This window comes from Williamsia muralis, from assembly GCF_002735905.1.
Classification (GTDB): Bacteria; Actinomycetota; Actinomycetes; order Mycobacteriales; family Mycobacteriaceae; genus Williamsia; species Williamsia muralis_A.
In genome coordinates this window covers 334,430-357,784 of sequence record NZ_PEBD01000005.1, presented here as the reverse complement: position 1 = coordinate 357,784, position 23,355 = coordinate 334,430, and the positions used below count along the sequence as shown (strand labels likewise).

Below are 23,355 nucleotides of genomic sequence, written 5' to 3'. Positions count from 1 at the left end.
CCTCTGATCAGCTCTTGAGCATGCTGCGCAGGACGTACTGCAGGATGCCGCCGTTACGGTAGTACTCCGCCTCACCCGGCGTGTCGATGCGAACCTTGGCATCGAACTCGATGGTGTTGCCGTCGTCCTTCGTGGCCGTCACCTTCACCGTCTGCGGAACGGTGCCGTTGTTGAGCTCTTCGATGCCGCTGATGTCGTACACCTCGGTGCCGTCCAGGCCGAGCGAGCCGTGCGACTCACCCTCGGGGAACTGGAGCGGGATGACACCCATACCGATGAGATTCGACCGGTGGATGCGTTCGAAGCTCTCGGTGATGACCGCACGCACACCGAGCAGCGAGGTGCCCTTTGCCGCCCAGTCACGAGACGATCCGGTGCCGTATTCCTTGCCGCCGAGCACCACCAGAGGGGTTTTCTGGGCCGCGTAGTTCTGCGCAGCGTCGTAGATGAACGACTGCGGCGCACCATCCTGGGTGAAGTCCCGGGTGTAGCCGCCGGAGACACCGTCGAGCAGCTGGTTCTGCAACCGGATGTTGCCGAACGTCGACCGGATCATCACCTCGTGGTTGCCGCGTCGGGCGCCGAGCGAGTTGTAATCCTTGCGCTCGACACCTTTGGAATCCAGGTACTGGGCGGCAGGAGTGCCCGGCTTGATGGTGGATGCGGGCGAGATGTGGTCGGTGGTGACCGAATCGCCCAGCTTGGCCAACACACGTGCACCCTTGATGTCGGTGACGGGCTCGGGATCTCGCTGCATGCCCTCGAAGTACGGAGGCTTACGCACGTAGGTGGAGTCCTCGTCCCACTCGAACGTCTTGCCGTCCGGGGTGGGCAGGTTCTGCCAGCGCTCGTCGCCCTTGAAGACGTCTGCGTAGTCCGATGCGTACTGCTCGGGTGAGATCGAGTCCGTGATGGTCTGCTCGATCTCCTCACCCGACGGCCAGATGTCCCTGAGGTAGACGGGGTTTCCGTCGGTGTCGTTGCCGAGGGGATCGGACTCGAAGTCGAAGTCCATCGTGCCCGCAAGTGCGTAGGCGATGACCAACGGCGGCGAGGCCAGGTAGTTCATCTTCACATCGGGGTTGATGCGACCCTCGAAGTTGCGGTTACCCGACAACACCGCGGTGGCGGTCAGGTCGTTCTCGTTGATGGCCTTGGAGATCGCCTCGGGCAGCGGACCGGAGTTGCCGATACACGTGGTGCAGCCGTAGCCGACCAGGAAGAAGCCGAGCTTCTCCAAGTACGGCCACAGTCCCGCCTTCTCGTAGTACCCGGTGACGACCTGCGACCCCGGGGCCATCGACGTCTTCACCCACGGCTTGGACGTCAGACCCTTTTCCACCGCGTTGCGGGCCAGGAGGCCGGCACCGAGCATCACCGACGGGTTGGAGGTGTTGGTGCAGCTGGTGATCGAGGCGATCGACACGATGCCGTGGTCGAGGACCATCTTGCCGTTCTCGGTTTCCACCTCGACAGGCTTGGTCGGCCGCCCCTCTGCACCCTTGGCCGCAGAGAGGATCTCCTGTTGGCTGCGCGGCAGATCGGAGCCATCGTCGGCGAATTGCAGAGTGGCCGGGTCAGAAGCCGGGAAGCTCTCTTCCACCGTCTCGTCCAGCTGGGTGTGATGCGCCGAGTCGCCGTTCTCGACGTAGTTGTAGATGTCCTTGCGGAACGCGGTCTTGGCGTCCCACAGTCCGATCCGGTCCTGCGGACGCTTCGGTCCGGCGATCGAAGGAACCACGTCGTTCAGGTCGAGTTCGAGGTACTCGGAGAAGACCGGTTCGGTGTCTGCGTCGAGCCACATGCCCTGCTCTTTGGCGTAGGCCTCGACGAGCGCGAGCTGATCCTCGGTACGACCGGTGAGCCGCAGGTACTTCATGGTCTCTTCATCGATCGGGAACATCGCGCAGGTGGAGCCGAACTCCGGGCTCATGTTGCCGATGGTGGCGCGGTTGGCCAGCGGGACCGCCGAGACACCCTTGCCGTAGAACTCGACGAACTTGCCGACCACGCCGTGCTTACGGAGCATCTCGGTGATGGTGAGCACCACGTCGGTGGCGGTTACGCCCGGCTTCGTCTCGCCGGTCAGCTTGAAGCCGACCACGCGGGGGATGAGCATCGAGATGGGCTGGCCGAGCATGGCTGCCTCTGCCTCGATGCCACCGACGCCCCAGCCGAGAACTCCGAGGCCGTTCTCCATGGTGGTGTGCGAGTCGGTGCCGACACAGGTGTCGGGGTAGGCCTGCTGTACGCCGTCGGCGTTCGGCCGCACCATGATCGAGCGTGCGAGGTGCTCGATGTTCACCTGGTGAACGATTCCGGTGCCGGGCGGGACGACCTTGAAGTCGTCGAAGGCGCCCTGGCCCCAGCGCAGGAACTGGTAGCGCTCGCCGTTGCGCTGGTATTCGATGTCCACGTTGCGCTCGAAGGCCTGGGCGTTGCCGAAGGCCTCGATGATCACCGAGTGGTCGATCACCATCTCCGCCGGAGCGAGCGGGTTCACCTTGTTCGGATCGCCGCCGAGCTCCTTGACCGCCTCGCGCATGGTGGCGAGGTCGACGATGCACGGGACGCCGGTGAAGTCCTGCATGATCACGCGCGCAGGCGTGAACTGGATCTCGATGCTGGGGTCGGCGGTGGCATCCCAGTTCGCGATCGCGGTGATGTGGTCTTTGGTGATGTTCGCGCCGTCCTCGGTGCGAAGCAGGTTCTCGGCGAGAACTTTGAGGGAGTAGGGGAGTTTGTCGGTTCCCTCGACAGCGTTCAGACGGAAGATCTCGTACGAGTTCTCACCGACCGTCAGCGTGCCGCGGGCGCCAAAGGAATCGATACTCATCGCTTTACGTCAGCTCCACTCTTCGTGTTGTCGGCCGGCGGGGGCTGTGCCGGTCCGGATAGTTGTCGGCAACTTCACCGATCTGGACGCAAGCAGTGGGCTGCACCGCATGCGCTCTACCGACGATTCTAGCAGTACGAGCGTACTGGTAAAGCCTCCGGGTCGGTTCCGGGCATGTCCGGTGTGTCGGACAGGCGCGGTGATGCTGGGACTCCCCAATTGTGTCGTAATGTGCAGCCGTAGGTTGGCTTCTGCCAGCAATGCCCCCGATCCACAGATTCGGAGAACCCGTGGCACCCACGCCGAGCTTGACCATCATCCCGCCGGACGTGAACCTGCCCGAGCTGCAGGCCGGACTGGCCGATGACGGAGTCGTGGCGCCATCGGAGATGATCCCTCGAATCCTGCAGGTCGTCGCTGAGGCGAAGGACAAGGGCTACGACGTGCATTTCGTGGTGACGGACAAGGTGTATCCCCGGATCACCTACTACCGCGACATCGCCACCGAATTGCAGCAGGACACAGGCGGCACCGTCATCGTTCTCGGCGGCAATTACGTCGGTTCGGCAAGTGACGAGTTCAGCCGAGTGCAATTGGAACAGGCCACAGACAATCTGACGATTTCGAATCCGCCCGTCGCAGCCGAGCAGATGTTGGACCGGATGACCGAGCAGACCCAGGTTCCGTGGACCGTTGTCACGCTCGTGCTGATCGCGGTGGTCGCCGTGGGCGCGGTGGTGGCCCGCAAGCTGCAGTTGCGCAAGGGAACTCCGAACGAGACCGATCCGGCGACGGTGCACACCGCCCCTGAGTCTTCGGCCACGCCGCGCGCCGGCGGCGGCTCTTCCACCACCGCGGTCTGAATTGACGCCAGAACTACACATTTGTAGTTCCGCGATATCCAATTTGTGACCTTCGGCATTGTTCGAGTTCACGGCGTTTCCGCAGGTAATGACGCTAATGTAATTTGTGACTCCTGTTTCCTTCGGGGTTCTTGTGGCGTACGGTTCCGTATGTCATCGGTGGTGCTAATGGGGAAGTTGATCACCATCGTGGCGATGGCCAGGTGTGCCGCTGATTCGGCGGCGACTGGCGCAATGTCAGATCTGCGAGGGAGTTCTTTGTGAGGCGACGCACTGCATTCGGCATACGCCGTCGACCTTTTTCCGTGTCCACCCGACGGCGTGGTGGTGCTCGAACATCGGTGGCAGTCGCGTTTGTCGCGGCTGTCGCGGTGGGTTTCGGGCAGTTGTCCGCAGGGACAGCGGTCGCCGAGCCACCCAGCAGTGCTGACAAGATCGCCACACTGATCAATCAGATCGCCGATACAAATCAGAACCTGGTGAACCTGGACGGCGACGTCGCGGTGAAGCGCGAAGCGGTCAACCGCGCTCTTGTCGACCTCCAGAACGCCAGGGAAGGGCAGCGACTAGCGGCCATTGCCGTGCGTGGCGCCCAAGAGGCGCTACAGGGCGCGGCCGGCGCAATTGCGCTCGCGGAGACCGACTTCGACGGGTTCATCCGAAGTCTGTACACCCAGGGCAACAGCCAGGGATCGATGGCTGCCTACCTCTCGGGTGATCCCGGAGCGGTCCTCGATCGGGCCTCGGTCATCGATCAGCTGAGCAAAGATCAGCAGGAGACCATCGCCCGGCTGCAGCAGGCCCGCAACGAAGAGGCCAACCGCGCGGCCACCGCGCAGGCCACCGAACAGCAGGCCTCGTTCGCCGCCACCACCGCCGAGAACCGCCAGGCCGACGCGCAGAGCGCGATCACCGAGGCGATGGAGGCGGTCAAAGCCGAGAACGCCCGGCGCCAGAAGCTCCAGGCCGATCGTGACGAGGCACAGCGGCAACTCGAGGCGCTCCGAGGACAGCCGACGCCTGTCACCTCACCGGGTGCACCGGGCTCGATTTTGCCCGATCAACAGGCCGCGATCGAGGATCAGGCCCACCAGGCTGCCTTGCGTGCTGCGGCCGATGCGGCAGGCAAGCTGGCGCTGAACACCAGCCAGCAGATGCTCGCTGCGCTGGTCGGATCGCTGACCCCGCCGCACACCGACATCGATGAGCCGACCACGCCGGTCGATCCGACGACCCCGACCACCCCAGTCGACCCGACCGATCCGACCACCCCGGTCGACCCGACCACCCCGACCGAGCCCACCACGCCGACGACCCCGTCACCGGGGACGGTCGACCCGGGCGCCGAAGGCCCCGCTGCGGTGGAGATCGTGGTCAACCGCGCGATGTCGCAGCTGGGTGTGAGTTATTCATGGGGTGGTGGTGACGCGAACGGCCCCACCCTCGGTATCCGTGACGGTGGCGTGGCCGACTCGTACGGCGACTACAACAAGGTCGGCTTCGACTGCTCAGGCCTGATGATCTACGCGTTCGCCGGCATCGGGATCTCGCTACCGCACTACACGGGTTATCAGTACACGTCGGGTCCGCAGTTCCCGCTCTCGGAGATGCAGCGCGGCGACATGATCTTCTACGGGCCCAACGCGAGCCAGCACGTCGCCCTCTACCTCGGGGACAACACGATGATCGAGGCCCCGCAGTCGGGTGACGTCGTGAAGATCTCGCCGTTGCGGACCAGCGGAGCGATGCCCTACGTGGTGCGTCTCGCCTGATCTGATCTGATCGATCCAGCCCGGGGCCGCATGTCGACCCGCCGCAGATGCCGGACGTGGCTGGCTCCACCGGCGGCCCAGTACCCTCGGTGCAGTCAGTACAACGATCGAACAGACCCCGGAGGGTATCGGTGACCTCAGCGCAGGACGACAGCAAGACCTCGGCGGAGGAATTCAAGCTCACGCAGTCCGACGTCGCCTTGCTCGAAAAGGCGATGTTCGAGGTCAAGAGGGTCATCGTCGGTCAGGACCGCCTGGTCGAACGCATCCTGGTCGGTCTCCTGGCCCGCGGTCACATCTTGCTCGAAGGTGTGCCGGGCGTGGCAAAAACCCTTGCGGTCGAGACGTACGCGACGGTCATCGGTGGCAGCTTCTCGCGAGTGCAGTTCACCCCCGACCTGGTGCCCACGGACCTCATCGGTACCCGTATCTATCGCCAGGGTCGTGAGGAGTTCGACACCGAACTCGGACCCGTGGTGGCCAACTTCCTTCTCGCCGACGAGATCAACCGTGCCCCCGCGAAAGTGCAGTCCGCCCTCTTGGAGGTGATGGCCGAGCGGCATGTCTCCATCGGCGGCACCACCTACCCGATGCCCGACCCGTTCCTGGTGATGGCGACGCAGAACCCCATCGAGAACGAAGGCGTGTACCCGCTGCCCGAGGCACAGCGTGACCGGTTCCTGTTCAAGATCCTGGTCGACTACCCGGCGGTGGAGGAAGAACGCGAGATCGTCTACCGGATGGGTAACGTCCCGCCCAAGGCATCCCGCGTTCTCGACGCGGAGACGATGGTCCGCCTGCAGAACACCGCAGCGAATGTCTTCGTGCATCACGCCCTCGTCGACTATGTGGTCCGCGTGATCAACGCGACTAGGCGACCGGCCGAGCTCGGCATGCACGATGTCGCGGGATGGCTGGCATACGGCGCATCCCCACGCGCCACGCTGGGTATCGTCGCGGCTTCGCGCGCACTCGCGTTGGTCCGTGGCCGCGACTACGTGATTCCCCAGGACGTCGTCGAGCTCATTCCCGACGTGCTCCGCCACCGGTTGGTCCTCAGTTACGACGCGCTGGCCGACGAGGTGGACGCCGATGCCGTCATCACCCGGGTGTTGCAGACGGTCGGTCTGCCCCAGGTCAGCGCGCAGCCGCTGGCCACCCCGCCCACCGTGGGTGGACAGGCCCCGCCGCAGCAGTCGCCACAGCAAGGCCAGCCGGCGTATTCGCAGGGGCCCGGTCCTCTGACCAAACCTGCTGCCCCGCAGGCCAACCCGGCGCAGGGCAACCAGTCGCACTATGGCGGATAACAGCACGCTCCCGTCGTTCGGCGCCGGTACTCTCGAAGACCCCAAGCTGACCGCAGCGCTCAAGACCCTGGAGATCGTGGTTCGCCGCAAGCTCGACGGGGTGCTGCAGGGTGAACACCTCGGGCTCATCCCGGGACCGGGGACCGAGCCGGGGGAGGCTCGCGAGTACCAGCCAGGCGACGACGTTCGCCGGATGGATTGGTCGGTGACGGCCCGGACGACCCATGCTCACGTCCGGCAGATGGTGGCCGATCGCGAACTCGAGACCTGGCTTGTCGTCGACATGTCGGCGAGTCTGGACTTCGGCACGGTCAACACCACCAAACGTGATCTGGCCGTGGCGGCCTGCGCGGCCATCGCCCACCTCACATTGGGCGGAGGCAACCGGTTGGGCGCGGTGGTGTGCACCGGCGATCAGGTGGTGCGAATTCCTGCCCGCGGAGGCCGGGCGCACGCCTTGAGCACCCTCAAGACCATCGCCACCACCACTCGTGCGAACGACGGTGTGCGCGGCGACCTGTTCGCCGGCGTCGACGCCCTGCGCCGGCCCGAGCGACGCCGGGGTCTGGCCGTGGTGGTCAGCGACTTCCTCGGGCCGATCAACTGGGACCGCCCACTGCGGGCCGTGTCCGGTCACCACGATGTCCTCGGTGTCGAAATCCTCGATCCGCGCGACATGGAATTGCCGGCGGTGGGTGAGGTGGTGCTGCGCGATGCCGAATCGGGGAACATCCGCGAATTGACGATCACCGACAAGGTGCGGGCCGATTTCGCCAGAGCCGCCGAAGACCACCGGATGGCGGTGCAGCGCGCGTTGAGGCAGTGTGGGGCACCGACATTGGCGCTGCGCACCGACCGCGACTGGATCGCCGACGTGGTGCGATTCATCGCACAGCGGAGGCGGGGAATGAACGCGGGGGCCACCCGATGAGCTGGTTCGACTTCGCGTCCCCCTGGTGGCTGCTGATCATCCTCGTCGTGGCCGCCGTGGTGGCGGGGTACATCTACATGCAGCGGAGACGGCAGAACCGCGCCCTGAAGTTCGCCAATCTGGACCTGCTGAACACGGTTGCCCCACAGACCCGCAACCGGACGCAGCACATTCCGATCGTGCTGATGGTGATCGCCCTGCTGGTGCTGACTGTGGCGATGGCCGGTCCTCAGGCCGATCGAAAAGTGCCGCGTAACAAGGCCACCGTGATGCTGGTCATCGACGTGTCCCGATCGATGGACGCGACCGACGTGGCCCCGTCGCGGCTCAAGGCCGCCCAAGAGGCCGGTAAGAAGTTCGCGGACGAACTCACCGAGGGCATCAACCTGGGGTTGATCTCATACGCCGGAACGGCGACCACTCTGGTGTCGCCGACACCCGATCGTGCCGCAACCAAGGACGCGATCGACAAATTGCGCCTCGACGACAAGACCGCCACCGGCGAAGGCATCCTCGCCGCGGTCACGCAGATCAAGACCCTCAATGCCGTGCTCGGTGGCGACAAGGGTGCTCCGCCCGCGCAGGTCGTGTTGCTCTCGGACGGCAAGGAAACGGTGCCCGACGACCCGGACGACCCCCGCGGAGCTTTTACCGCGGCCCGCAAGGCGAAAGAGGACCGGATTCCGGTCAACACCATTTCGTTCGGAACCCGCGGCGGCACAGTCGAACTGGAAGGTGACCGGATCCCGGTGCCAGTCGACGACGATTCGCTGCGCAAGATCGCGCAGCTGTCGGAAGGCAAGTTCTTCACCGCCTCGAGCCTCGACGAACTCAACCAGGTCTACGGCAATCTCCAGGATCAGATCGGTTACGAGACCCGGCGCGGCGACGCGTCCCGCCCGTGGCTGATCGCCGGCACGCTGCTCGTGCTCCTCGCGGTCGGCAGCGCCGTGGCAATCAATCGGCGCCTGCCCTGATGGGACCACGTACACCTCCACCGACAACAAGGCGATAGGTTGACCGTCATGGCTGACAGCAACGAACAGGTGTCCCGGTCGGTTCTGGTGACCGGGGGCAACCGTGGAATCGGATTGGCGATCGCGCAACGGCTGGCCGCGGACGGGCACAAAGTGGCCGTCACACATCGTGGTTCGGGCGCGCCCGAGGGTTTGTTCGGCGTCGAATGCGACGTCACCGACACCGAATCGATCACCCGAGCCTTCGCGGCGATCGAAGAACACCAGGGCCCGGTTGAGGTGCTGGTCTCCAACGCCGGCGTCACCGACGACACCCTGCTGATGCGCATGACCGAGGAGCAGTTCGAGAAAGTCGTGGACGCCAACCTCACCGGTTCGTTCCGCGTCGCCAAGGCCGCCTGTCGGTCCATGCTGCGCAAGCGATTCGGCCGCTTCATCTTCCTCGGATCCGCGGTGGCGATGATGGGCACCCCTGGCCAGATCAACTACGCGTCCTCCAAGGCGGGGCTGATCGGAATGGCCCGATCGCTCACCCGTGAACTCGGATCCCGATCGATCACCGCCAATGTCGTGGCGCCCGGACTGATCGACACCGACATGACCGCCGAACTGCCGGAAGAATACAAGGAACAGGCCGTGAAGTTGATCCCCGCGGCGCGTGTCGGCAGGCCTGAAGAAGTGGCCGCCGTGGTGAGCTGGCTGGCGTCCGACGATTCGGCGTACGTGTCCGGTGCCGTGATCCCTGTCGACGGCGGTCTGGGCATGGGCCACTGACCGTCTGACCTGTAACAGCCCACATCCAAAGCAAGGGAGCACCAGTGAGCGGACTTCTCGACGGCAAGACCATCCTGATCACCGGGATCATCACCGATTCCTCGATCGCGTTCCACGCGGCCGCGATGGCGCAGGAGCAGGGCGCACGGGTCATCATCACCGGTTTCGACCGCCTGCGGCTGATCGACCGGATCGCTCAGCGACTCCCCAAGGAGGTCCCTCCCGCCGTCGAGCTCGACATCACCGACGAGGAGCACCTGAGTACACTGGCCGATCGGCTCAAAGAACTTGCGCCCGAAGGTATCGACGGTGTCCTGCACTCGATCGCCTTCGCGCCCAGGACCCTGATGGGCCCCGAGGCCAAGCCGTTCCTGGAGGGTCCCGGGCCCGATGCGGCGCAGTCGTTCCAGGTGTCGGCCTGGAGTTATGCCGCACTTGCGCGAGCGGTGTTGCCTGCGATGAACGAGGGTGGCTCGATCGTGGGGATGGACTTCGATCCGCGCACGGCGATGCCGTACTACAACTGGATGGGTGTGGCCAAGGCCGCGCTCGAATCGGTCAATCGGTATGTGGCACGTGAGGTGGGTGAGGCCAAGCGGATCCGCTCCAACCTGGTGGCCGCAGGCCCCATCAAAACCCTTGCCGCCAAGGCGATCGCGGGTACGGCCACCGGCGACGCGAAGAAACTCAACCAGCTCAACGAGTACTGGGATGGTGCGTCCCCGATCGGCTGGGACGTCGATGACGCGACCGTTGTGGCGAAGTCGATCTGCGCGTTGCTGTCGGACTGGCTGCCGGGCACGACCGGGTCGATCGTCTACGTCGACGGCGGGGCCAGCCACAACACCTGGTTCCCGGAAGACATGTAGGGCCACCGGATGAGCGCAGACTTCGATGCTGTTCTGGTGTTGTCCTTCGGCGGGCCCGACAAGCCCGCCGACGTATGGCCCTTCCTCGAGAACGTCACGCGCGGTAGGGGTGTGCCACCGGAACGGCTCGACGAGGTTGCCGAGCACTACCACCACTTCGGTGGTGTCTCGCCGATCAATGCGCTCAACCGCGACCTGATCGCGTCGTTGGAGGCCGAACTCGCACGGTCGGGCATCGATCTGCCCGTCTATTTCGGCAACCGCAACTGGCACCCGATGATCGAGGACACGCTCGCGCGTATCCACTCGGACGGGCACCGTCGGGTACTGGTGTTCCCGACGTCGGCGTGGGGTGGGTACTCGGGCTGCCGACAGTACGACGAGGACATCGCCCGTGCCCTGGACTCGTTGGGGCCGGATGCGAAATCGATGGTGCTGCGCAAATTGCCACATTTCTGGAATCACCCGGCGATGACAGCTGCGTGTGCCGACGCGATCCGCGTTGCTCTCGGACGTCTACCGGAAGCCGAACGTGATGACGTGCGGCTGATCTTCACCGCCCACTCGATCCCCGACTCGGCCGACAAGGCGGCCGGGCCGCCCGAGGACGGGGGAAGGCTCTACAGCAAGCAGGTCGCCCAGGCGTCCCGATTGGCAGCGGCCGCTGCGGGTTTCGACGTTTTCGATCAGGTCTGGCAGTCGCGCTCGGGACCACCCCAGATCCCGTGGCTGGATCCCGATATCTGCGACCATCTCGAAGACGTTGCCGCCCAGGGCGTTCCATCGGTGATCGTCTGCCCGATCGGGTTTGTGTCAGATCATCTCGAAGTGCTCTGGGATCTGGACAACGAGGGCAAGGACAAAGCCGACGAACTCGGGCTGACGTACGAGCGAGCCGCCACCGTCGGCACCGATCCGCGGTTCATCTCCATGATCGTCTCGCTGATCAGCGAGCAGCTCGCCGGTGAAGTGCCGTTTCGGCCGGGGATGACCGAGAACGGGTCTCCCTGTGCGCAGGGATGTTGCGCGCCGGTGCGACGGCCGGCCTGACCTCAGACCCGGTTGTTCGACAACAACTCTGAGATCACCGCATTGGTCGCACTCATCCGGGCCACCCGGACGGTGCGGGCGAGATCGCGGAGGGCTGAATCGCCGGTGTGCTGTTCGCCGACGCTGTAGCCGAAATCCGGGGCCGCCTGCTGCGCCACGGAGAGAATGGCCGCCACGTGTGCCGCCTGTTCGAGGATGCGTTCCGCGCGCGCATTGACCCCCGGAGGCAACTGCTGAGCCGCCATCCGGGTCAGTTCTGCGACCTTCTTGCGTGGGTCGGTCGATGAGTCCGTTGCTGTGGACCGCGGCATCCGCAAACCGTCCAGAAGGTCGGCTGCAGAGCGGATACCCTCGCGTAGGTCGTATTCGACGGCGCCGAGGGAATGGATGACGGGGATCATCGCCGTCTCGACGGTGTGCACGCCCCAGCCGATCGTGTACCGGTCGAGCCGGCGGGGGACGAGGGCGTACTTCCCGGGGACGACAAGGAGTTCACCAGATTCGAGTGCTGCGTTGGTGATCGGTCCGCGAGGCGGCAGACCGAGCATGTCGCCGGGAGCCACGAGGAGTACCGCCAGCCCCTGCGCCGAGCTTCCACCTCGAACGAGCCTCAGCAGGGCGTCGCTCTCCTCGCCTCGGGGGTCGAGCGAAAGCGATTGCGCTGCAATGGCATCAGCAGCCAGTACACGATGTCGCGCGCTCCACCAGCCGAGCACATCGAGCACGTCGTCGGGGGAGCATCGACCCGACTGCCAGGCTGCACCCCACGCACCCAGAGCGCTGCTCACGCCCTGCGTGTCAGTCGGGTAGTCGAAATCCGCGTCAGTCATCGTGCTTCCTGGTTGCTGTTGTGCGAGCCACGCTCAGCCCGTTCACCCGGCCACTTTAGCGCCGAAAACGAGTACGCGGCGTGCCTGGCGGAATGCGCCCGGAACGGGCCCTAACGTGGTGGCGGTGAACAGCACTGGACCACATCGCCGAGTCCCGGATCGTTACGGTCGCGATGTACTCTCCGAGCCCCGGCGGCCCACTCGCCCGGCGGTTCCCGAGGTGACGGCCGAACGGGACCTGGTCGTCGAGGACGCCGCCAGCGGATTCTGCGGCGCGGTGGTCGGTTTCGAACGCAGTTACGACGGGGAGTTCGTGCGGTTGGAAGACCGGCGAGGATCGACCCGGATCTTTGCCTTGCGCCCCGCGGCATTCCTCATCGATGGGTCACCGGTGACCCTGGTCAAACCCGTTCGAAAAGCGCCTGGGGCGCCGGCCCGCACGGCCTCGGGTTCCGTTGCCCCGGTCAGCAGGAGAGCCCGGGTGGCCCGCGCCAGCAGATTGTTCGTCGAAGGTGTGCACGACGCTGCGTTGATGGAACGCATCTGGGGCGACGACCTGCGGGTGGAAGGTGTGGTGGTCGCCAGCCTCGACGGCCTCGACAATCTGGATGAAGCCCTCGCCGAGTTCGAGCCTGGACCGACCCGACGGGCGGGCGTCCTGGTCGACCACCTCGTCGCCGGGTCGAAGGAATCGCGGCTCACCGAACGTGTCGGTCCGCATGTGCTGGTCTGCGGGCATCCCTACATCGATGTGTGGGAGGCGGTGAAACCGGCAGCGGTCGGCATCAGTGCGTGGCCGAAGATCCCGCGCGGCATCGACTGGAAGACAGGGGTGTGCAACGAACTGGGCTGGGGTTCGCCACGTGACGGCTGGCGGAAGGTGAACAGCTCGGTGTCGAGCTTTCGGGACGTCGAGGTGCCGCTCATCCGCGCGGTGGAAGAGCTGATCGACTTCGTCACCGCCATCGAATCCTAGAGCCGCACCGACCGGTCGTGAGCATGGCAGACTGGAGAAATGGGCGCACTCCTGTGGTTGGTCGCCGGATTGATCCTGATCGGCGCCGAGACCCTCAGCGGTGATCTGATCCTGCTCATGCTCGCCGGTGGTGCGCTCTCGGCGGCGGGTGTCAGCGCGGTGCTCGACCCCCCGCTGTGGGTGGACGGGGTGGTGTTCGCAGTGGTGTCGTTGCTCCTGCTCTTCGCCGTACGCCCGGTCGCACGCAGGCACATGTTCACCCGCCCCCGCCTTGCCACCAACACCGAAGCACTCGTGGGCCGACAAGCCCTGGTGATCACACCGGTGGACGAACGTAGTGGACAGGTCAAGTTCGGCGGCGAGGTCTGGTCGGCCCGCTCAGCCACTCCCGGTGACCACTTCGCCGAGGGCGAATCGGTGACGGTACTCGAGATCGACGGTCCGACCGCCGTCGTGTGGAAAGGATGAACGCCGTGATAATCGGACTCATCATCATCGCCGTCCTCGTGCTGGTGGTCGGGGTGATCCTCGTCAAGTCCATCGCACTCATCCCTCAGGCCGAGGCGGCGGTGATCGAACGCCTTGGCCGCTACACCAAAACGGTGTCCGGTCAGCTGACATTGCTGGTGCCGTTCGTCGACCGCATCCGTGCCCGGATCGACCTGCGAGAACGCGTGGTGTCGTTTGCCCCGCAACCCGTCATCACCGAGGACAACCTGACCGTTCTGATCGACACCGTCGTGTATTTCCAGGTCACCGTGCCGCAGGCGGCGGTGTACGAGATCAACGACTACATCGTCGGCGTCGAACAGTTGGCCACCACGACGCTGCGCAACGTCGTCGGTGGGATGACGCTCGAAGAGACCCTGACCTCACGGGACTCCATCAACGCTCAGCTGCGTGGAGTGCTCGACGAGGCCACCAGTCGATGGGGCCTGCGCGTCGCCCGGGTCGAACTCAAGAGCATCCTCCCGCCGCCGTCCATCCAGGAGTCGATGGAAAAACAGATGAAGGCAGATCGTGAGAAGCGGGCAACGATCCTGACCGCGGAAGGTCAGCGGGAATCGGCGATCAAGACCGCCGAGGGCAACAAGCAGAGTCAGATCCTCTACGCCGAAGGCGCCAAGGCGGCGGCGATCCTGACCGCCGAGGGCGAACGGCAGTCACGGATCCTGCAGGCGCAAGGCGATCGCGCCGCCACGTACCTCCGTGCCGAAGGTGAAGCCAAGTCGATCCAGAAGGTCTTTGCCGCGATCAAAGCCGCAAAACCGACACCGGAACTGCTGGCCTACCAGTACCTCCAGCAACTACCGGAGATGGCCAAGGGCGAAGCCAGCAAGGTGTGGGTGGTCCCGAGTGACTTCGGCTCGGCGCTACAGGGATTCGCGAGATCATTCGGTGTCCAGTCCGATGACGGGGTGTTCCGGTACGAGCCGGCCGCCGACGACGGCAGCGCCCAGCCGGACGACACCGACATGTCCAGCTGGTTCGAAACCGCAGCCGATCCCAAGGTGGCCCAGGCCGTGGCCGAGGCTGAGGCAGTGGCCCGCAAGCCGGTCGATGACGATCCGCTGCTGGCCCGTCCGCGCACGGATCCGGGCATCGATCAGGCCGGGGCCCCGGACCAACCCGGCTGGCAGACGCCGGCAATCGACCCCGGCAGGGTTGAGCAGTAGTTCAAGATCTCAGTGCAACAGTAGATATCCGGTGCCGGCCACCGCAGCAGCCCACAGCACCGATGCCAACGTCCCGATGATGAACTGTTCGGCGGCGCCCGGTTCGCGGAGTTCCGGGTAGCGACCGAGTCCCTTGACCGCCAGCACTATTGCTATCGCCTCGGGCCATCGCAGACCCAGTGCCGCCACCACCGCGATTCGCTCCAGGTATCCGATGACGCGGCCTCCTCGCAGTGGCGTCGGCGCTGGTGGTTCCGGTGCACCTCCGGAGCCGGCCGGCTCCGGTTCCGGTGGCCGGGTGTCCAGTTGCCACGGTTCTATACCCCCGAGCAGCAAGGCGCCGCGAACCAGCAAGGTGCCGCCGGTGACCGCGGCCAGAACGGTGAGGCAGTGGGTGATCACCGCGGCCGCGCCCGAGGCCCGGTCCGCGAGCAGGGCGAGCACCGCCACCCCGCCGAGAGCCAGGGGCGTGGCCACCGCGGCGATGAGGTTCGGACCGGTCCGATGTCCGATCGGCGCTGCAGCAAGGATCAGTGGCAGCACAGCGGTGACCCCGAGCAGGACAAGCGCAGCGATGATCATGAATGTGCCGACTGCAGTAGATGTATGGCCAGCAAACGCGTCTCCTCCTCGATGTACCAGTCCGCGGCACGCAATCGCTGCGACAGCGCCTGCGGGGTGATCCCGAGTGTGGCAGCAGCCACCGACTGAGTCTGTCCCGAACGCATCTGGCGAGCCGCGGCGTGTCCGGCATCCGACCGTCCGGCGACCGTGCGGACCAGCAACCGAAGCCCGGTCTGGGCGTAGGTGCAGGGCGTCGGGTCCGGCCCCACGAGGGCGACGCTGTAAGGATTGGTCTTCGCGGCGTTGACCGCGTCCCGTGCGCGTTCGAACGCGGGCCCCCGCCCGGCGCGAGTGATGGATGGCAACGGGAGTTCCACGGTGCCGATCCCGACCCCGATACTCCACCCACCCTCTTCGGCGAGGGTGAGCACTGTGTCGATGACTGCGGCGGGGTCGTCGAGTACCGCCTGGAACTCATCTCCCGCGGTTCGATCGAATGGGCGGATGACCGGGATGTGGGTCAGCGACTGCAGCGCGTGGGGTACCCGGTCGGCTTCTCGTCGGCTGTGCCGTTGGTCGATGGTGACGACGTACATCGGGCATCCCGTCCGTTATCAAGTACATAACCTTGATCGGAGGGTATCAAGCCAGCAGCCTTTACTTCAAGGAATTCCGCTCTCAGACTTGTCGGTCGGCGGCCCTCGGTGGACTCACCCGTGACGCCGGGGCAACCTTCGCTCGACCAGCACGGTTCGAGAGTTCATCTGCAGGCTTGTCGGTGTTCTCCGCATCGCCATCGGCGGGTTCCCTCACCGACAGCCTCGTGTCGAGGATCAGACCGAAGACGCCGAGGCTGAACAGGCCCGCCGACAATGCCAGCATGACCGGATCGCCGTCTCCCGCGAGAGCATTGCCGAGGATCACCACGGCTGCTGTACCCGGTGCGACACCGATCACCGTGGCGAGCGCATAAGGCACGAACTTGATGGCAGACAGAGCTGCGACATAGTTGGTGACAGAGAACGGAAACGCGGCGATCAGTCGGAGCGATCCGACCGCAAGCCATCCCCGGCGTTCCATGCGCAGCTCCACCGACCGCGCGACCGGGTGGCGTAGGTAGGGCCGGATACGTTCTCTTCCCAAGCGCCTGACCAGTACAAAAGCCATCAAAGCCGCGAATGTGGTGGCCAGCATCGCACCGACGAAACCCACCAGCGGACCGAACAGCAAACCGGATGCTGCCGTGAACGCCGAGCGCGGTACGGGTCCGATCGCGATGACGGCATAGCCCACGAAAAAGATCCAGACGAAGTTCGGCCCAAAGGAGTCGGCCCAGTCCCGCAGCCTGCCCACCGAGGGCAAGGGGATCAGGTAGGCGCCGAGCAGGACGGCGAGCACCACCACCAGTCCGCCGAGCGCCCGGATCACCGCGGTTCGCCCGGTGAGCCGGCCACTGAATTTCACGGTCTCAAGGATACGGGCGAAAAAAGTCGCAAAGATGTGCGCGACGCCACTGTTCGGGCAACGACTCCCCGTACCGGGCCGAGCGTTCGATCGGATACTGTCGATTCACCTCAAGATGCGATAGAGATCACGACGTCACAAGCAGATCGAAGGGCTCACGCCGAATGCCGGATACCCGACCAGACCTCCACGACCTGGAGTCCAGTTACCAGCAATGGTCCGACTCCGCCGCACAGGTGCTCGCGAAGTCCAAGCGCGTCGACGTCGCCGATCTGCGCGACACCCCAGAGACGCTCTTGTCGACCACCACCCCGGATGCGTTGACCATCAAGCCGCTCTACACGCGGCGCGACGAACTCGACGAGCCCGGGTTGCCCGGGTCCTACCCCTTCGTCCGAGGAAGCGACCGAGTCCGGGACGTCAACATGGGGTGGCGTGTCACCGAGCGCTTCGGCGACCCGGTCGGCGAGCCCCAGGATCCGGCGGCCCTGAACCAGGCAATTCTGGAGGCGCTGAACAACGGGGCCAGCGGGCTGTGGCTGACGGTCGGTGACTCTGCCATCGCCCCGAAGGATCTCGCCGCCGTTCTCGACGGTGTCTACCTCGATCTGGTTCCGGTCACACTCGACGCCGGTGCCGCGGGCATCGAAGCCGCGCAGGTCCTCCAGCCACTCCTCCCGGGCTCCGCGACGGTCGGCACGGTCAGCTCCTACGGCCTGGCACCGCTGACTGCCGCGTTCTCCGGGCGTCCGGCGGTTGCACTCGCCGATGCGATCGGGGTGGCGGCATCGGCCGGCGCGGCCGTGCGGTCCATCCGCGTGGACGGCACCGACTTCGCCCTCGGCGGCGCCACCGACGTGCAGGAACTCGCCTTGGTCACCGCTGCCGGCGTCGAGTACCTGAGGGCCCTCACCGCGGCCGGACTGGCTGTCGACAAGGCCCTGAACCAACTGACGTTCGCCCTGTCGGCCACCGACGACCAGTTCGGAACGGTGGCCAAGTTCCGCGCGATCCGCCGCCTCTGGGGACGGGTCGCCGAGGTCAGCGGAGCACCTGAGGCCGGGGGAGCGGTGACCCACGGGGTGACCGCGCTGAGCATGATGAGTCAGCGTGATCCCTGGGTCAACATGCTCCGGGTGACCACGGCCACCTTCGGCGCGGGAGTCGGCGGTGCCGATCAGATCACGGTGCTGCCCTTCGACGTGGCGCTGCCACCGGCAGACCGAACCACCAGCCCGAGCTTCTCCCGCCGGATGGCACGCAACACCCAGCTGCTCCTCATCGAGGAGTCGAACGTGGCCAAGGTGCTCGACCCCGCGGGTGGTGCATGGTTCGTCGAGTCACTCACCGACGACCTCGCTGCATCGGCATGGGCACTGTTCCAGGAGATCGAGGCCAAGGGCGGGTACCAGAAGGCCCTCGACGACGGGTGGATCGGCGAGCAGGTCTCCATCTCCCTGGCCGCCCGAGACGAGGCCGTCGCCCACCGGACCACCTCGCTCACCGGCATCAACGAGTTCCCCAACCTGGCCGAGAAGCCGCTCACCACACCAGGTTCGGCCGACTTCGTCGACCTGCCCACCGCAGCGCCGAATCTGGCCCGCACCGCCCGGCCGTTCGAGCGACTGCGTGATCGTTCCGATGCGTTTCTCGCATCCCACGGAAAACGACCGATCGCCATGTTGCTCCCACTCGGGTCGGTCGCCGAACACAACGCCCGTACGACGTTCATCGCGAACCTGCTGGCGGCCGGCGGCATCGAGTCGGTCAATCCGGGACCGCTGACCGCCGACGCCATCGCTGCCGCCAGAGCGACGTCCGGAGATCCGGTTGTCGCGGTCCTGTGCGCGGCCAACCCGCGCTACGAGAGCGACGGCGCAGGCGCCCTCGCGGCCGCTCGCGAGGCCGGATTCCACACCGTCCTGCTCGCCGGGCCGGCCAAGGCGTGGACTGATGAGCAGAACGCGCCGGACGGGTACCTGCAGATCGGGATCGACGCGATCTCGACACTGACAGAACTGCTGGACACGATCGAGGCGGAGAGCTGACATGACCAGTACTCAGAACAAGGCGACCACCGCTCCGTCCGGGCAGTCGGTACCGGACAGTTTCGCCGACGTCCCCCTGACGGGAGAGGCCGCGGTCGCCGCGCCGGGCGACAGCGATCGACTCGTGGCCGATCTCGCTCAGGCACACGGCTATTCGACCGAGCAGGTCACGTGGACCACCCCAGAGCAGATCGACGTCCGCCCGTTGTACACCCGGTCGGACCGTGATGCCATCACCACCGACGGCGAGCATCCCTATCCGCTGGACACCGTGCCCGGTGCGGTTCCGTATCTTCGCGGGCCGTACCCGACGATGTATGTGAACCAGCCGTGGACCATCCGGCAGTACGCGGGATTCTCGACCGCCGCAGAGTCCAATGCCTTTTACCGCCGCAACCTCGCTGCCGGCCAGAAGGGCCTGTCGGTCGCCTTCGACCTGGCCACCCACCGCGGTTACGACTCCGACCATCCACGTGTGGCCGGTGATGTCGGGATGGCGGGCGTGGCGATCGACTCCATCCTCGACATGCGTCAGTTGTTCGACGGTATCGATCTGGGGTCGGTGTCGGTGTCGATGACCATGAACGGCGCCGTACTCCCGATCCTGGCGCTGTACGTGGTGGCCGCGGAGGAACAGGGTGTGCCCCCGGAGAAGCTGGCCGGGACCATCCAGAACGACATCCTCAAAGAGTTCATGGTGCGCAACACCTACATCTATCCGCCGAAACCGTCGATGCGCATCATCTCGAACATCTTCGAGTACACCAGCACCAAGATGCCGCGCTTCAACTCGATCTCCATTTCCGGCTACCACATCCAGGAGGCCGGGGCCACAGCCGATCTCGAGCTGGCATACACCCTCGCCGACGGTGTCGAGTACATCCGGGCGGGCATGGAAGCCGGCCTCGACGTGGACAAGTTCGCACCGCGCCTCTCCTTCTTCTGGGGCATCGGGATGAACTTCTTCATGGAGGTCGCCAAACTTCGGGCCGCCCGGCTGATCTGGAGTGAGCTGGTCGCGAAGTTCGATCCGAAGAACGCCAAATCGCTGTCGCTGCGCACACATTCGCAAACGTCGGGCTGGTCGTTGACGGCGCAGGACGCATTCAACAACGTGGCCAGGACGTGCATCGAGGCGATGGCCGCCACGCAGGGCCACACCCAGTCGCTACACACCAACGCCCTCGACGAGGCCCTTGCGCTGCCCACGGACTTCTCGGCCCGGATCGCGCGCAACACTCAGCTCCTGCTGCAGCAGGAGTCGGGTACCACCCGACCGATCGACCCATGGGCGGGCTCGAATTACGTGGAATGGCTCACGCATGAGTTGGCCAACAAGGCCCGCGCGCACATCGCCGAGGTCGAAGAGGCAGGCGGGATGGCCCAGGCCATCAACGAGGGCATCCCGAAGCTCCGGATCGAGGAGGCGGCCGCCCGCACCCAGGCACGGATCGATTCGGGTCAGCAGCCCGTCATCGGCATCAACAAATACCAGGTAGACGAGGACCAGGAGGTCGAGGTCCTCAAGGTCGAGAACTCCAAGGTGCGCGGAGAACAGCTCGAGAAGCTCAAGACGCTTCGCGCGAACCGGGATTCCGACGCGGTAGAGGCTGCGCTGGCAAACCTCACCCGCGCCGCCGCCGACGACCAGGGCGGCATGGACAACAACTTGATGGCGCTGGCGATCGAGGCGGCGCGGCATCAGGCGACCGTGGGTGAGATCTCCGAAGCGCTCGAGAAGGTCTACGGTCGCCATCAGGCAGAGATCCGCACGATCAGTGGGGTGTACCGACATGAGGCCGGACAGGTGAGCAACATCGACGCGGCGATCGACATCGTCGAGAAGTTCGCCGAGGCCGAGGGGCGTCGTCCCCGCGTGCTGGTCGCGAAGATGGGGCAGGACGGCCATGACCGCGGCCAGAAGGTCATCGCCACCGCGTTCGCCGACCTCGGATTCGACGTCGACGTGGGCCCCCTGTTCCAGACCCCCGACGAGGTCGCTCAGCAGGCGGCCGACAACGACGTTCACGTCGTGGGGGTCTCGTCGCTGGCCGCGGGCCACCTGACCCTGGTGCCGGCGCTGCGCGACGCGCTGGCCAAGGTCGGTCGAGACGACATCATGATCGTGGTCGGTGGGGTGATCCCGCCGGGGGATTTCCAGGAGCTCTATGACGCAGGCGCCGCTGCCATCTTCCCGCCGGGAACGGTCATCGCCGACTCGGCGGTCGAGCTGATCACGAAGCTGGCCGCCGAACTGGGGCACGAGCTGCCGTCTTGAGGCACTCATAGGTATGGCCAGACCACCGCTGGATCTGGCGCAGTTGGCCGACGCCATCCGCGCAGACAAACGGCCCGATCTTGCTCGAGCCATCACTCTGGTCGAGTCGACGAGGGCCGATCACCGGGCGCAGGCGCAAGAGTTGCTCCTGGCGCTGGGCCCCGACTCCGGCGATTCGTATCGTGTCGGCATCACCGGTGTGCCGGGAGTCGGCAAGTCCACCACGATCGAAGCGCTGGGCATGCACCTCATCGAGCAGGGCCACAAGGTCGCGGTGCTGGCGGTCGACCCGTCGTCGACACGCACAGGCGGGTCGATTCTCGGCGACAAGACCAGGATGGGTCGGCTGTCGGTGAACCCGAACGCCTACATCCGGCCGTCACCGACATCGGGGACGCTCGGCGGTGTCGCCAAGGCCACTCGCGAGACCATCGTGCTGCTCGAGGCCGCGGGCTTCGACGTCGTCCTGGTGGAGACCGTCGGTGTCGGCCAGTCGGAGGTGACCGTGGCGAACATGGTCGACGTCTTCTGCTTCCTCACCCTCGCCCGCACGGGAGATTCGTTGCAGGGCATCAAGAAAGGCGTGCTCGAACTCGCCGACATCGTGGTGGTGAACAAGGCCGACGGCAAGCACCAACGCGAGGCGCGCAGTGCCGCAAAAGAACTCCAGGGTGCGCTCCGACTGCTGTCGCCACATGACGCCCTCTGGCGGCCTCCGGTGCTCACCATGAGTGCGATGGAGAATGTCGGGGTCCGGGAGTTCTGGGAGACGGTCCTCAAGCACAAGGACGTGCTCGAGCAAGCGGGGGAGTTCCAGGCTCGGCGCAACAAACAGCAGGTCAACTGGATGTGGTCGATGGTCACCGACCAGTTGCTCCGCCGACTGGACTCGAGCGAGGCAGTACGGGGGATCCGCGGCCGTGTCGAGGAAGACGTACGGGCAGGCACCCTGACGCCTGCGCTGGCCGCGACCAGGATCGTCGAGGCGTTCGACGGCTAGTCGTGCAACTGCTGCACCGTCACCGCAAACGCCGCCACGCGTTCGATGAGCGCGTCGAAGAACAGTTCGGGATCGGTTGCGTCCGCGATGTCCGCGTTGTTCTCCCGACCCCAGAACTGCCGTTCGTCGGCAATGGTCGTCCCACGTGTGAGAGCACCCTCGGTCTCCACGTCCACGCACGCCGGCCGGGTACGTGCGACAGCAGGATCAAGCGCAACAGCGGCCGCGAACGGGTCGTGCATGTGGCAGATGTATCCCTCGGCGTGGGCCTCGTGGAACTCGAAGTAGAACCGGACGGCGTCGACCAGATGCCGGATGACGACATTGCTCGCAACCGACCGGACCCCCTGTTCGTCATCGGGTCCTGGCTGTTCGACGGGACTGGACTCGGCAAGCGCGGCCAAGCGGCCCAGGTGGTCCGGCGTCATCCGGATCGTCTCGGTGAGATCGAGTGGGCAGATGATCGGCCGTGGGGCACCATCGATACCGAACGCCGCGAAGACCTCCTTGGCTGCCTCCGGATCCACGGCGATGTTCCATTCGGACGTGGGCGTCGTGTTGCCGGGGTGATGGAACGTCCCGCCCATGATGACCAGCCGCCGAAGTCGGGTCGGCAGCGCCGGGTCGCGTCGGATGGCCAGCGCAAGATTGGTCAGGGGGCCGGTGACGAGTCCGACGAGCTCACCCGAATGTTCTTCGCTGAGTTCGATCCAGGCGTCGGCCGCATCGCGGTGGGAGGGGGACGACGTGGGCGCCGGCAAATGCGCGTAACCGACCCCGAGCGGTCCGTGGGTGTCCTCGGTGGTCATCAGAGAGCCGGTGAGTGGACCTGACGCGCCGAGACACACCTCGATGTCGTCCCGGCCGCACAGTTCGAGCCACGCCAGGTTGTTCCCACACACCACATCCGTCGGCACATTGCCCCCGGTCGACAGGACAGCCCGCAGGTCTGCGGCCGGATGGGCGAGCAGGTAGAGCAGGGCCAGCGAGTCGTCGATACCCGTGTCGCAATCGAAGATCAAGGGGACTGTAACCACCTGATGACCCTAGTGGATGGCCGGAATGGTCCAGAGAAAGTGCTCCGGAACTGTCACGTGTTCTCGTTTTGGTGCTAATCTGATCACGATCGTTTCCCGATGG

Annotated in this window: 20 protein-coding genes; 14 read left to right on the top strand and 6 right to left on the bottom strand. The window is 65.5% G+C overall.

Annotated features, from left to right (window positions below):
- Nucleotides 1-7: 7 nt before the first annotated feature.
- Nucleotides 8-2,836: an aconitate hydratase gene (locus CSW57_RS08425; RefSeq protein ID WP_099382348.1), complete on the bottom strand. Its 2,829-nt coding sequence runs from the start codon at nucleotides 2,834-2,836 to the stop codon at nucleotides 8-10.
- 290 nt (nucleotides 2,837-3,126) lie between these two features.
- Here CSW57_RS08425 and CSW57_RS08420 point away from each other — a divergent pair, with 290 nt between their 5' ends.
- From CSW57_RS08420 to CSW57_RS08385, 8 genes are all read left to right on the top strand, one after another.
- Nucleotides 3,127-3,699, top strand: coding sequence for an Rv1476 family membrane protein (locus CSW57_RS08420; RefSeq protein ID WP_189339177.1), 573 nt, complete (start codon nucleotides 3,127-3,129; stop codon nucleotides 3,697-3,699).
- Nucleotides 3,700-4,040: 341 nt separating this feature from the next.
- On the top strand, nucleotides 4,041-5,471 hold the full coding sequence (locus tag CSW57_RS08415; protein ID WP_223249124.1) for an NlpC/P60 family protein: 1,431 nt from the start codon (nucleotides 4,041-4,043) through the stop codon (nucleotides 5,469-5,471).
- A 47-nt stretch (nucleotides 5,472-5,518) separates the two neighbouring features.
- Nucleotides 5,519-6,778 (top strand): AAA family ATPase, encoded by a 1,260-nt coding sequence (locus CSW57_RS08410; protein WP_370623925.1) that lies wholly within the window; start codon nucleotides 5,519-5,521, stop codon nucleotides 6,776-6,778.
- Nucleotides 6,768-7,709 carry a DUF58 domain-containing protein gene (locus CSW57_RS08405; RefSeq protein ID WP_099382345.1) on the top strand — a complete coding sequence of 314 codons (942 nt, stop codon included), beginning with the start codon at nucleotides 6,768-6,770 and terminating at the stop codon, nucleotides 7,707-7,709. The genes CSW57_RS08410 and CSW57_RS08405 overlap by 11 nt, the downstream gene beginning before the upstream one ends.
- Complete coding sequence (locus CSW57_RS08400; RefSeq protein WP_030163041.1) at nucleotides 7,706-8,686, top strand: VWA domain-containing protein; 981 nt, start codon at nucleotides 7,706-7,708, stop codon at nucleotides 8,684-8,686. The genes CSW57_RS08405 and CSW57_RS08400 overlap by 4 nt, the downstream gene beginning before the upstream one ends.
- 48 nt (nucleotides 8,687-8,734) lie before the next feature.
- Entirely contained in the window at nucleotides 8,735-9,460 is a 726-nt protein-coding gene (gene fabG1 / locus CSW57_RS08395; protein WP_099382344.1) for a 3-oxoacyl-ACP reductase FabG1, read from the top strand.
- Between the two features lie 44 nt (nucleotides 9,461-9,504).
- Nucleotides 9,505-10,329: an NADH-dependent enoyl-ACP reductase InhA gene (gene inhA / locus CSW57_RS08390; RefSeq protein WP_099382343.1), complete on the top strand. Its 825-nt coding sequence runs from the start codon at nucleotides 9,505-9,507 to the stop codon at nucleotides 10,327-10,329.
- 9 nt (nucleotides 10,330-10,338) lie between these two features.
- Complete coding sequence (locus tag CSW57_RS08385; protein ID WP_099382342.1) at nucleotides 10,339-11,379, top strand: ferrochelatase; 1,041 nt, start codon at nucleotides 10,339-10,341, stop codon at nucleotides 11,377-11,379.
- A 2-nt stretch (nucleotides 11,380-11,381) separates the two neighbouring features.
- On the opposite strand, the gene CSW57_RS08380 is transcribed toward CSW57_RS08385, so the two are convergent.
- Nucleotides 11,382-12,209, bottom strand: a complete 828-nt coding sequence (locus tag CSW57_RS08380; RefSeq protein ID WP_099382341.1) for a hypothetical protein — start codon at nucleotides 12,207-12,209, stop codon at nucleotides 11,382-11,384.
- 118 nt (nucleotides 12,210-12,327) lie between these two features.
- Between CSW57_RS08380 and CSW57_RS08375 the strand changes: the two genes are divergently transcribed.
- Genes CSW57_RS08375 through CSW57_RS08365 form a run of 3 tightly spaced genes read left to right on the top strand, consistent with a single transcriptional unit; the run spans nucleotide 12,328 to nucleotide 14,861 of the window.
- Entirely contained in the window at nucleotides 12,328-13,185 is an 858-nt protein-coding gene (locus tag CSW57_RS08375; protein ID WP_370623924.1) for a DUF3097 domain-containing protein, read from the top strand.
- Nucleotides 13,186-13,224: 39 nt separating this feature from the next.
- The gene (locus CSW57_RS08370; protein WP_099382340.1) at nucleotides 13,225-13,653 is read left to right on the top strand and encodes an NfeD family protein; all 429 of its coding nucleotides are present in this window, start codon (nucleotides 13,225-13,227) and stop codon (nucleotides 13,651-13,653) included.
- Nucleotides 13,650-14,861, top strand: a complete 1,212-nt coding sequence (locus tag CSW57_RS08365; protein WP_099382339.1) for an SPFH domain-containing protein — start codon at nucleotides 13,650-13,652, stop codon at nucleotides 14,859-14,861. Before CSW57_RS08370 ends, CSW57_RS08365 begins: the two co-directional genes overlap by 4 nt.
- A gap of 9 nt (nucleotides 14,862-14,870) precedes the next feature.
- On the opposite strand, the gene CSW57_RS08360 is transcribed toward CSW57_RS08365, so the two are convergent.
- The 3 genes from CSW57_RS08360 to CSW57_RS08350 form a co-directional block, all read right to left on the bottom strand.
- Entirely contained in the window at nucleotides 14,871-15,443 is a 573-nt protein-coding gene (locus CSW57_RS08360; protein WP_099382338.1) for a hypothetical protein, read from the bottom strand.
- Nucleotides 15,440-16,021, bottom strand: coding sequence for a hypothetical protein (locus CSW57_RS08355; RefSeq protein WP_062798094.1), 582 nt, complete (start codon nucleotides 16,019-16,021; stop codon nucleotides 15,440-15,442). Before CSW57_RS08355 ends, CSW57_RS08360 begins: the two co-directional genes overlap by 4 nt.
- Nucleotides 16,022-16,103: 82 nt before the next feature.
- Nucleotides 16,104-16,889, bottom strand: coding sequence for a TVP38/TMEM64 family protein (locus CSW57_RS08350; protein ID WP_223249123.1), 786 nt, complete (start codon nucleotides 16,887-16,889; stop codon nucleotides 16,104-16,106).
- A 164-nt stretch (nucleotides 16,890-17,053) separates the two neighbouring features.
- Here CSW57_RS08350 and CSW57_RS08345 point away from each other — a divergent pair, with 164 nt between their 5' ends.
- Genes CSW57_RS08345 through meaB form a run of 3 tightly spaced genes read left to right on the top strand, consistent with a single transcriptional unit; the run spans nucleotide 17,054 to nucleotide 22,215 of the window.
- Nucleotides 17,054-18,937, top strand: coding sequence for a methylmalonyl-CoA mutase subunit beta (locus CSW57_RS08345; RefSeq protein ID WP_099382336.1), 1,884 nt, complete (start codon nucleotides 17,054-17,056; stop codon nucleotides 18,935-18,937).
- Nucleotide 18,938: 1 nt separating this feature from the next.
- Nucleotides 18,939-21,215, top strand: coding sequence for a methylmalonyl-CoA mutase (gene scpA, locus CSW57_RS08340; protein ID WP_099382335.1), 2,277 nt, complete (start codon nucleotides 18,939-18,941; stop codon nucleotides 21,213-21,215).
- Between the two features lie 13 nt (nucleotides 21,216-21,228).
- Nucleotides 21,229-22,215 carry a methylmalonyl Co-A mutase-associated GTPase MeaB gene (gene meaB, locus CSW57_RS08335; protein WP_099382334.1) on the top strand — a complete coding sequence of 329 codons (987 nt, stop codon included), beginning with the start codon at nucleotides 21,229-21,231 and terminating at the stop codon, nucleotides 22,213-22,215.
- Here meaB and CSW57_RS08330 read toward each other — a convergent pair.
- Nucleotides 22,212-23,252 carry a nucleoside hydrolase gene (locus tag CSW57_RS08330; protein WP_099382333.1) on the bottom strand — a complete coding sequence of 347 codons (1,041 nt, stop codon included), beginning with the start codon at nucleotides 23,250-23,252 and terminating at the stop codon, nucleotides 22,212-22,214. The two genes, meaB and CSW57_RS08330, sit on opposite strands and share 4 nt — an antisense overlap.
- Between the last annotated feature and the right edge of the window lie 103 nt (nucleotides 23,253-23,355).

Excerpts from the sequence above, each read along its gene's own strand:
- CSW57_RS08380 (WP_099382341.1), bottom strand. The coding sequence starts at position 12,209 with ATGACTGACGCGGATTTCGACTACCCGACTGACACGCAGGGCGTGAGC.
- CSW57_RS08355 (WP_062798094.1), bottom strand. The coding sequence starts at position 16,021 with ATGTACGTCGTCACCATCGACCAACGGCACAGCCGACGAGAAGCCGAC.
- CSW57_RS08400 (WP_030163041.1), top strand. The coding sequence starts at position 7,706 with ATGAGCTGGTTCGACTTCGCGTCCCCCTGGTGGCTGCTGATCATCCTC.
- scpA (WP_099382335.1), top strand. The coding sequence starts at position 18,939 with ATGACCAGTACTCAGAACAAGGCGACCACCGCTCCGTCCGGGCAGTCG.
- CSW57_RS08345 (WP_099382336.1), top strand. The coding sequence starts at position 17,054 with ATGCCGGATACCCGACCAGACCTCCACGACCTGGAGTCCAGTTACCAG.
- fabG1 (WP_099382344.1), top strand. The coding sequence starts at position 8,735 with ATGGCTGACAGCAACGAACAGGTGTCCCGGTCGGTTCTGGTGACCGGG.
- CSW57_RS08365 (WP_099382339.1), top strand. The coding sequence starts at position 13,650 with ATGAACGCCGTGATAATCGGACTCATCATCATCGCCGTCCTCGTGCTG.
- CSW57_RS08405 (WP_099382345.1), top strand. The coding sequence starts at position 6,768 with ATGGCGGATAACAGCACGCTCCCGTCGTTCGGCGCCGGTACTCTCGAA.
- CSW57_RS08410 (WP_370623925.1), top strand. The coding sequence starts at position 5,519 with ATGCCGGACGTGGCTGGCTCCACCGGCGGCCCAGTACCCTCGGTGCAG.
- CSW57_RS08360 (WP_099382338.1), bottom strand. The coding sequence starts at position 15,443 with ATGATCATCGCTGCGCTTGTCCTGCTCGGGGTCACCGCTGTGCTGCCA.
- CSW57_RS08385 (WP_099382342.1), top strand. The coding sequence starts at position 10,339 with ATGAGCGCAGACTTCGATGCTGTTCTGGTGTTGTCCTTCGGCGGGCCC.
- CSW57_RS08370 (WP_099382340.1), top strand. The coding sequence starts at position 13,225 with ATGGGCGCACTCCTGTGGTTGGTCGCCGGATTGATCCTGATCGGCGCC.
- meaB (WP_099382334.1), top strand. The coding sequence starts at position 21,229 with ATGGCCAGACCACCGCTGGATCTGGCGCAGTTGGCCGACGCCATCCGC.
- CSW57_RS08425 (WP_099382348.1), bottom strand. The coding sequence starts at position 2,836 with ATGAGTATCGATTCCTTTGGCGCCCGCGGCACGCTGACGGTCGGTGAG.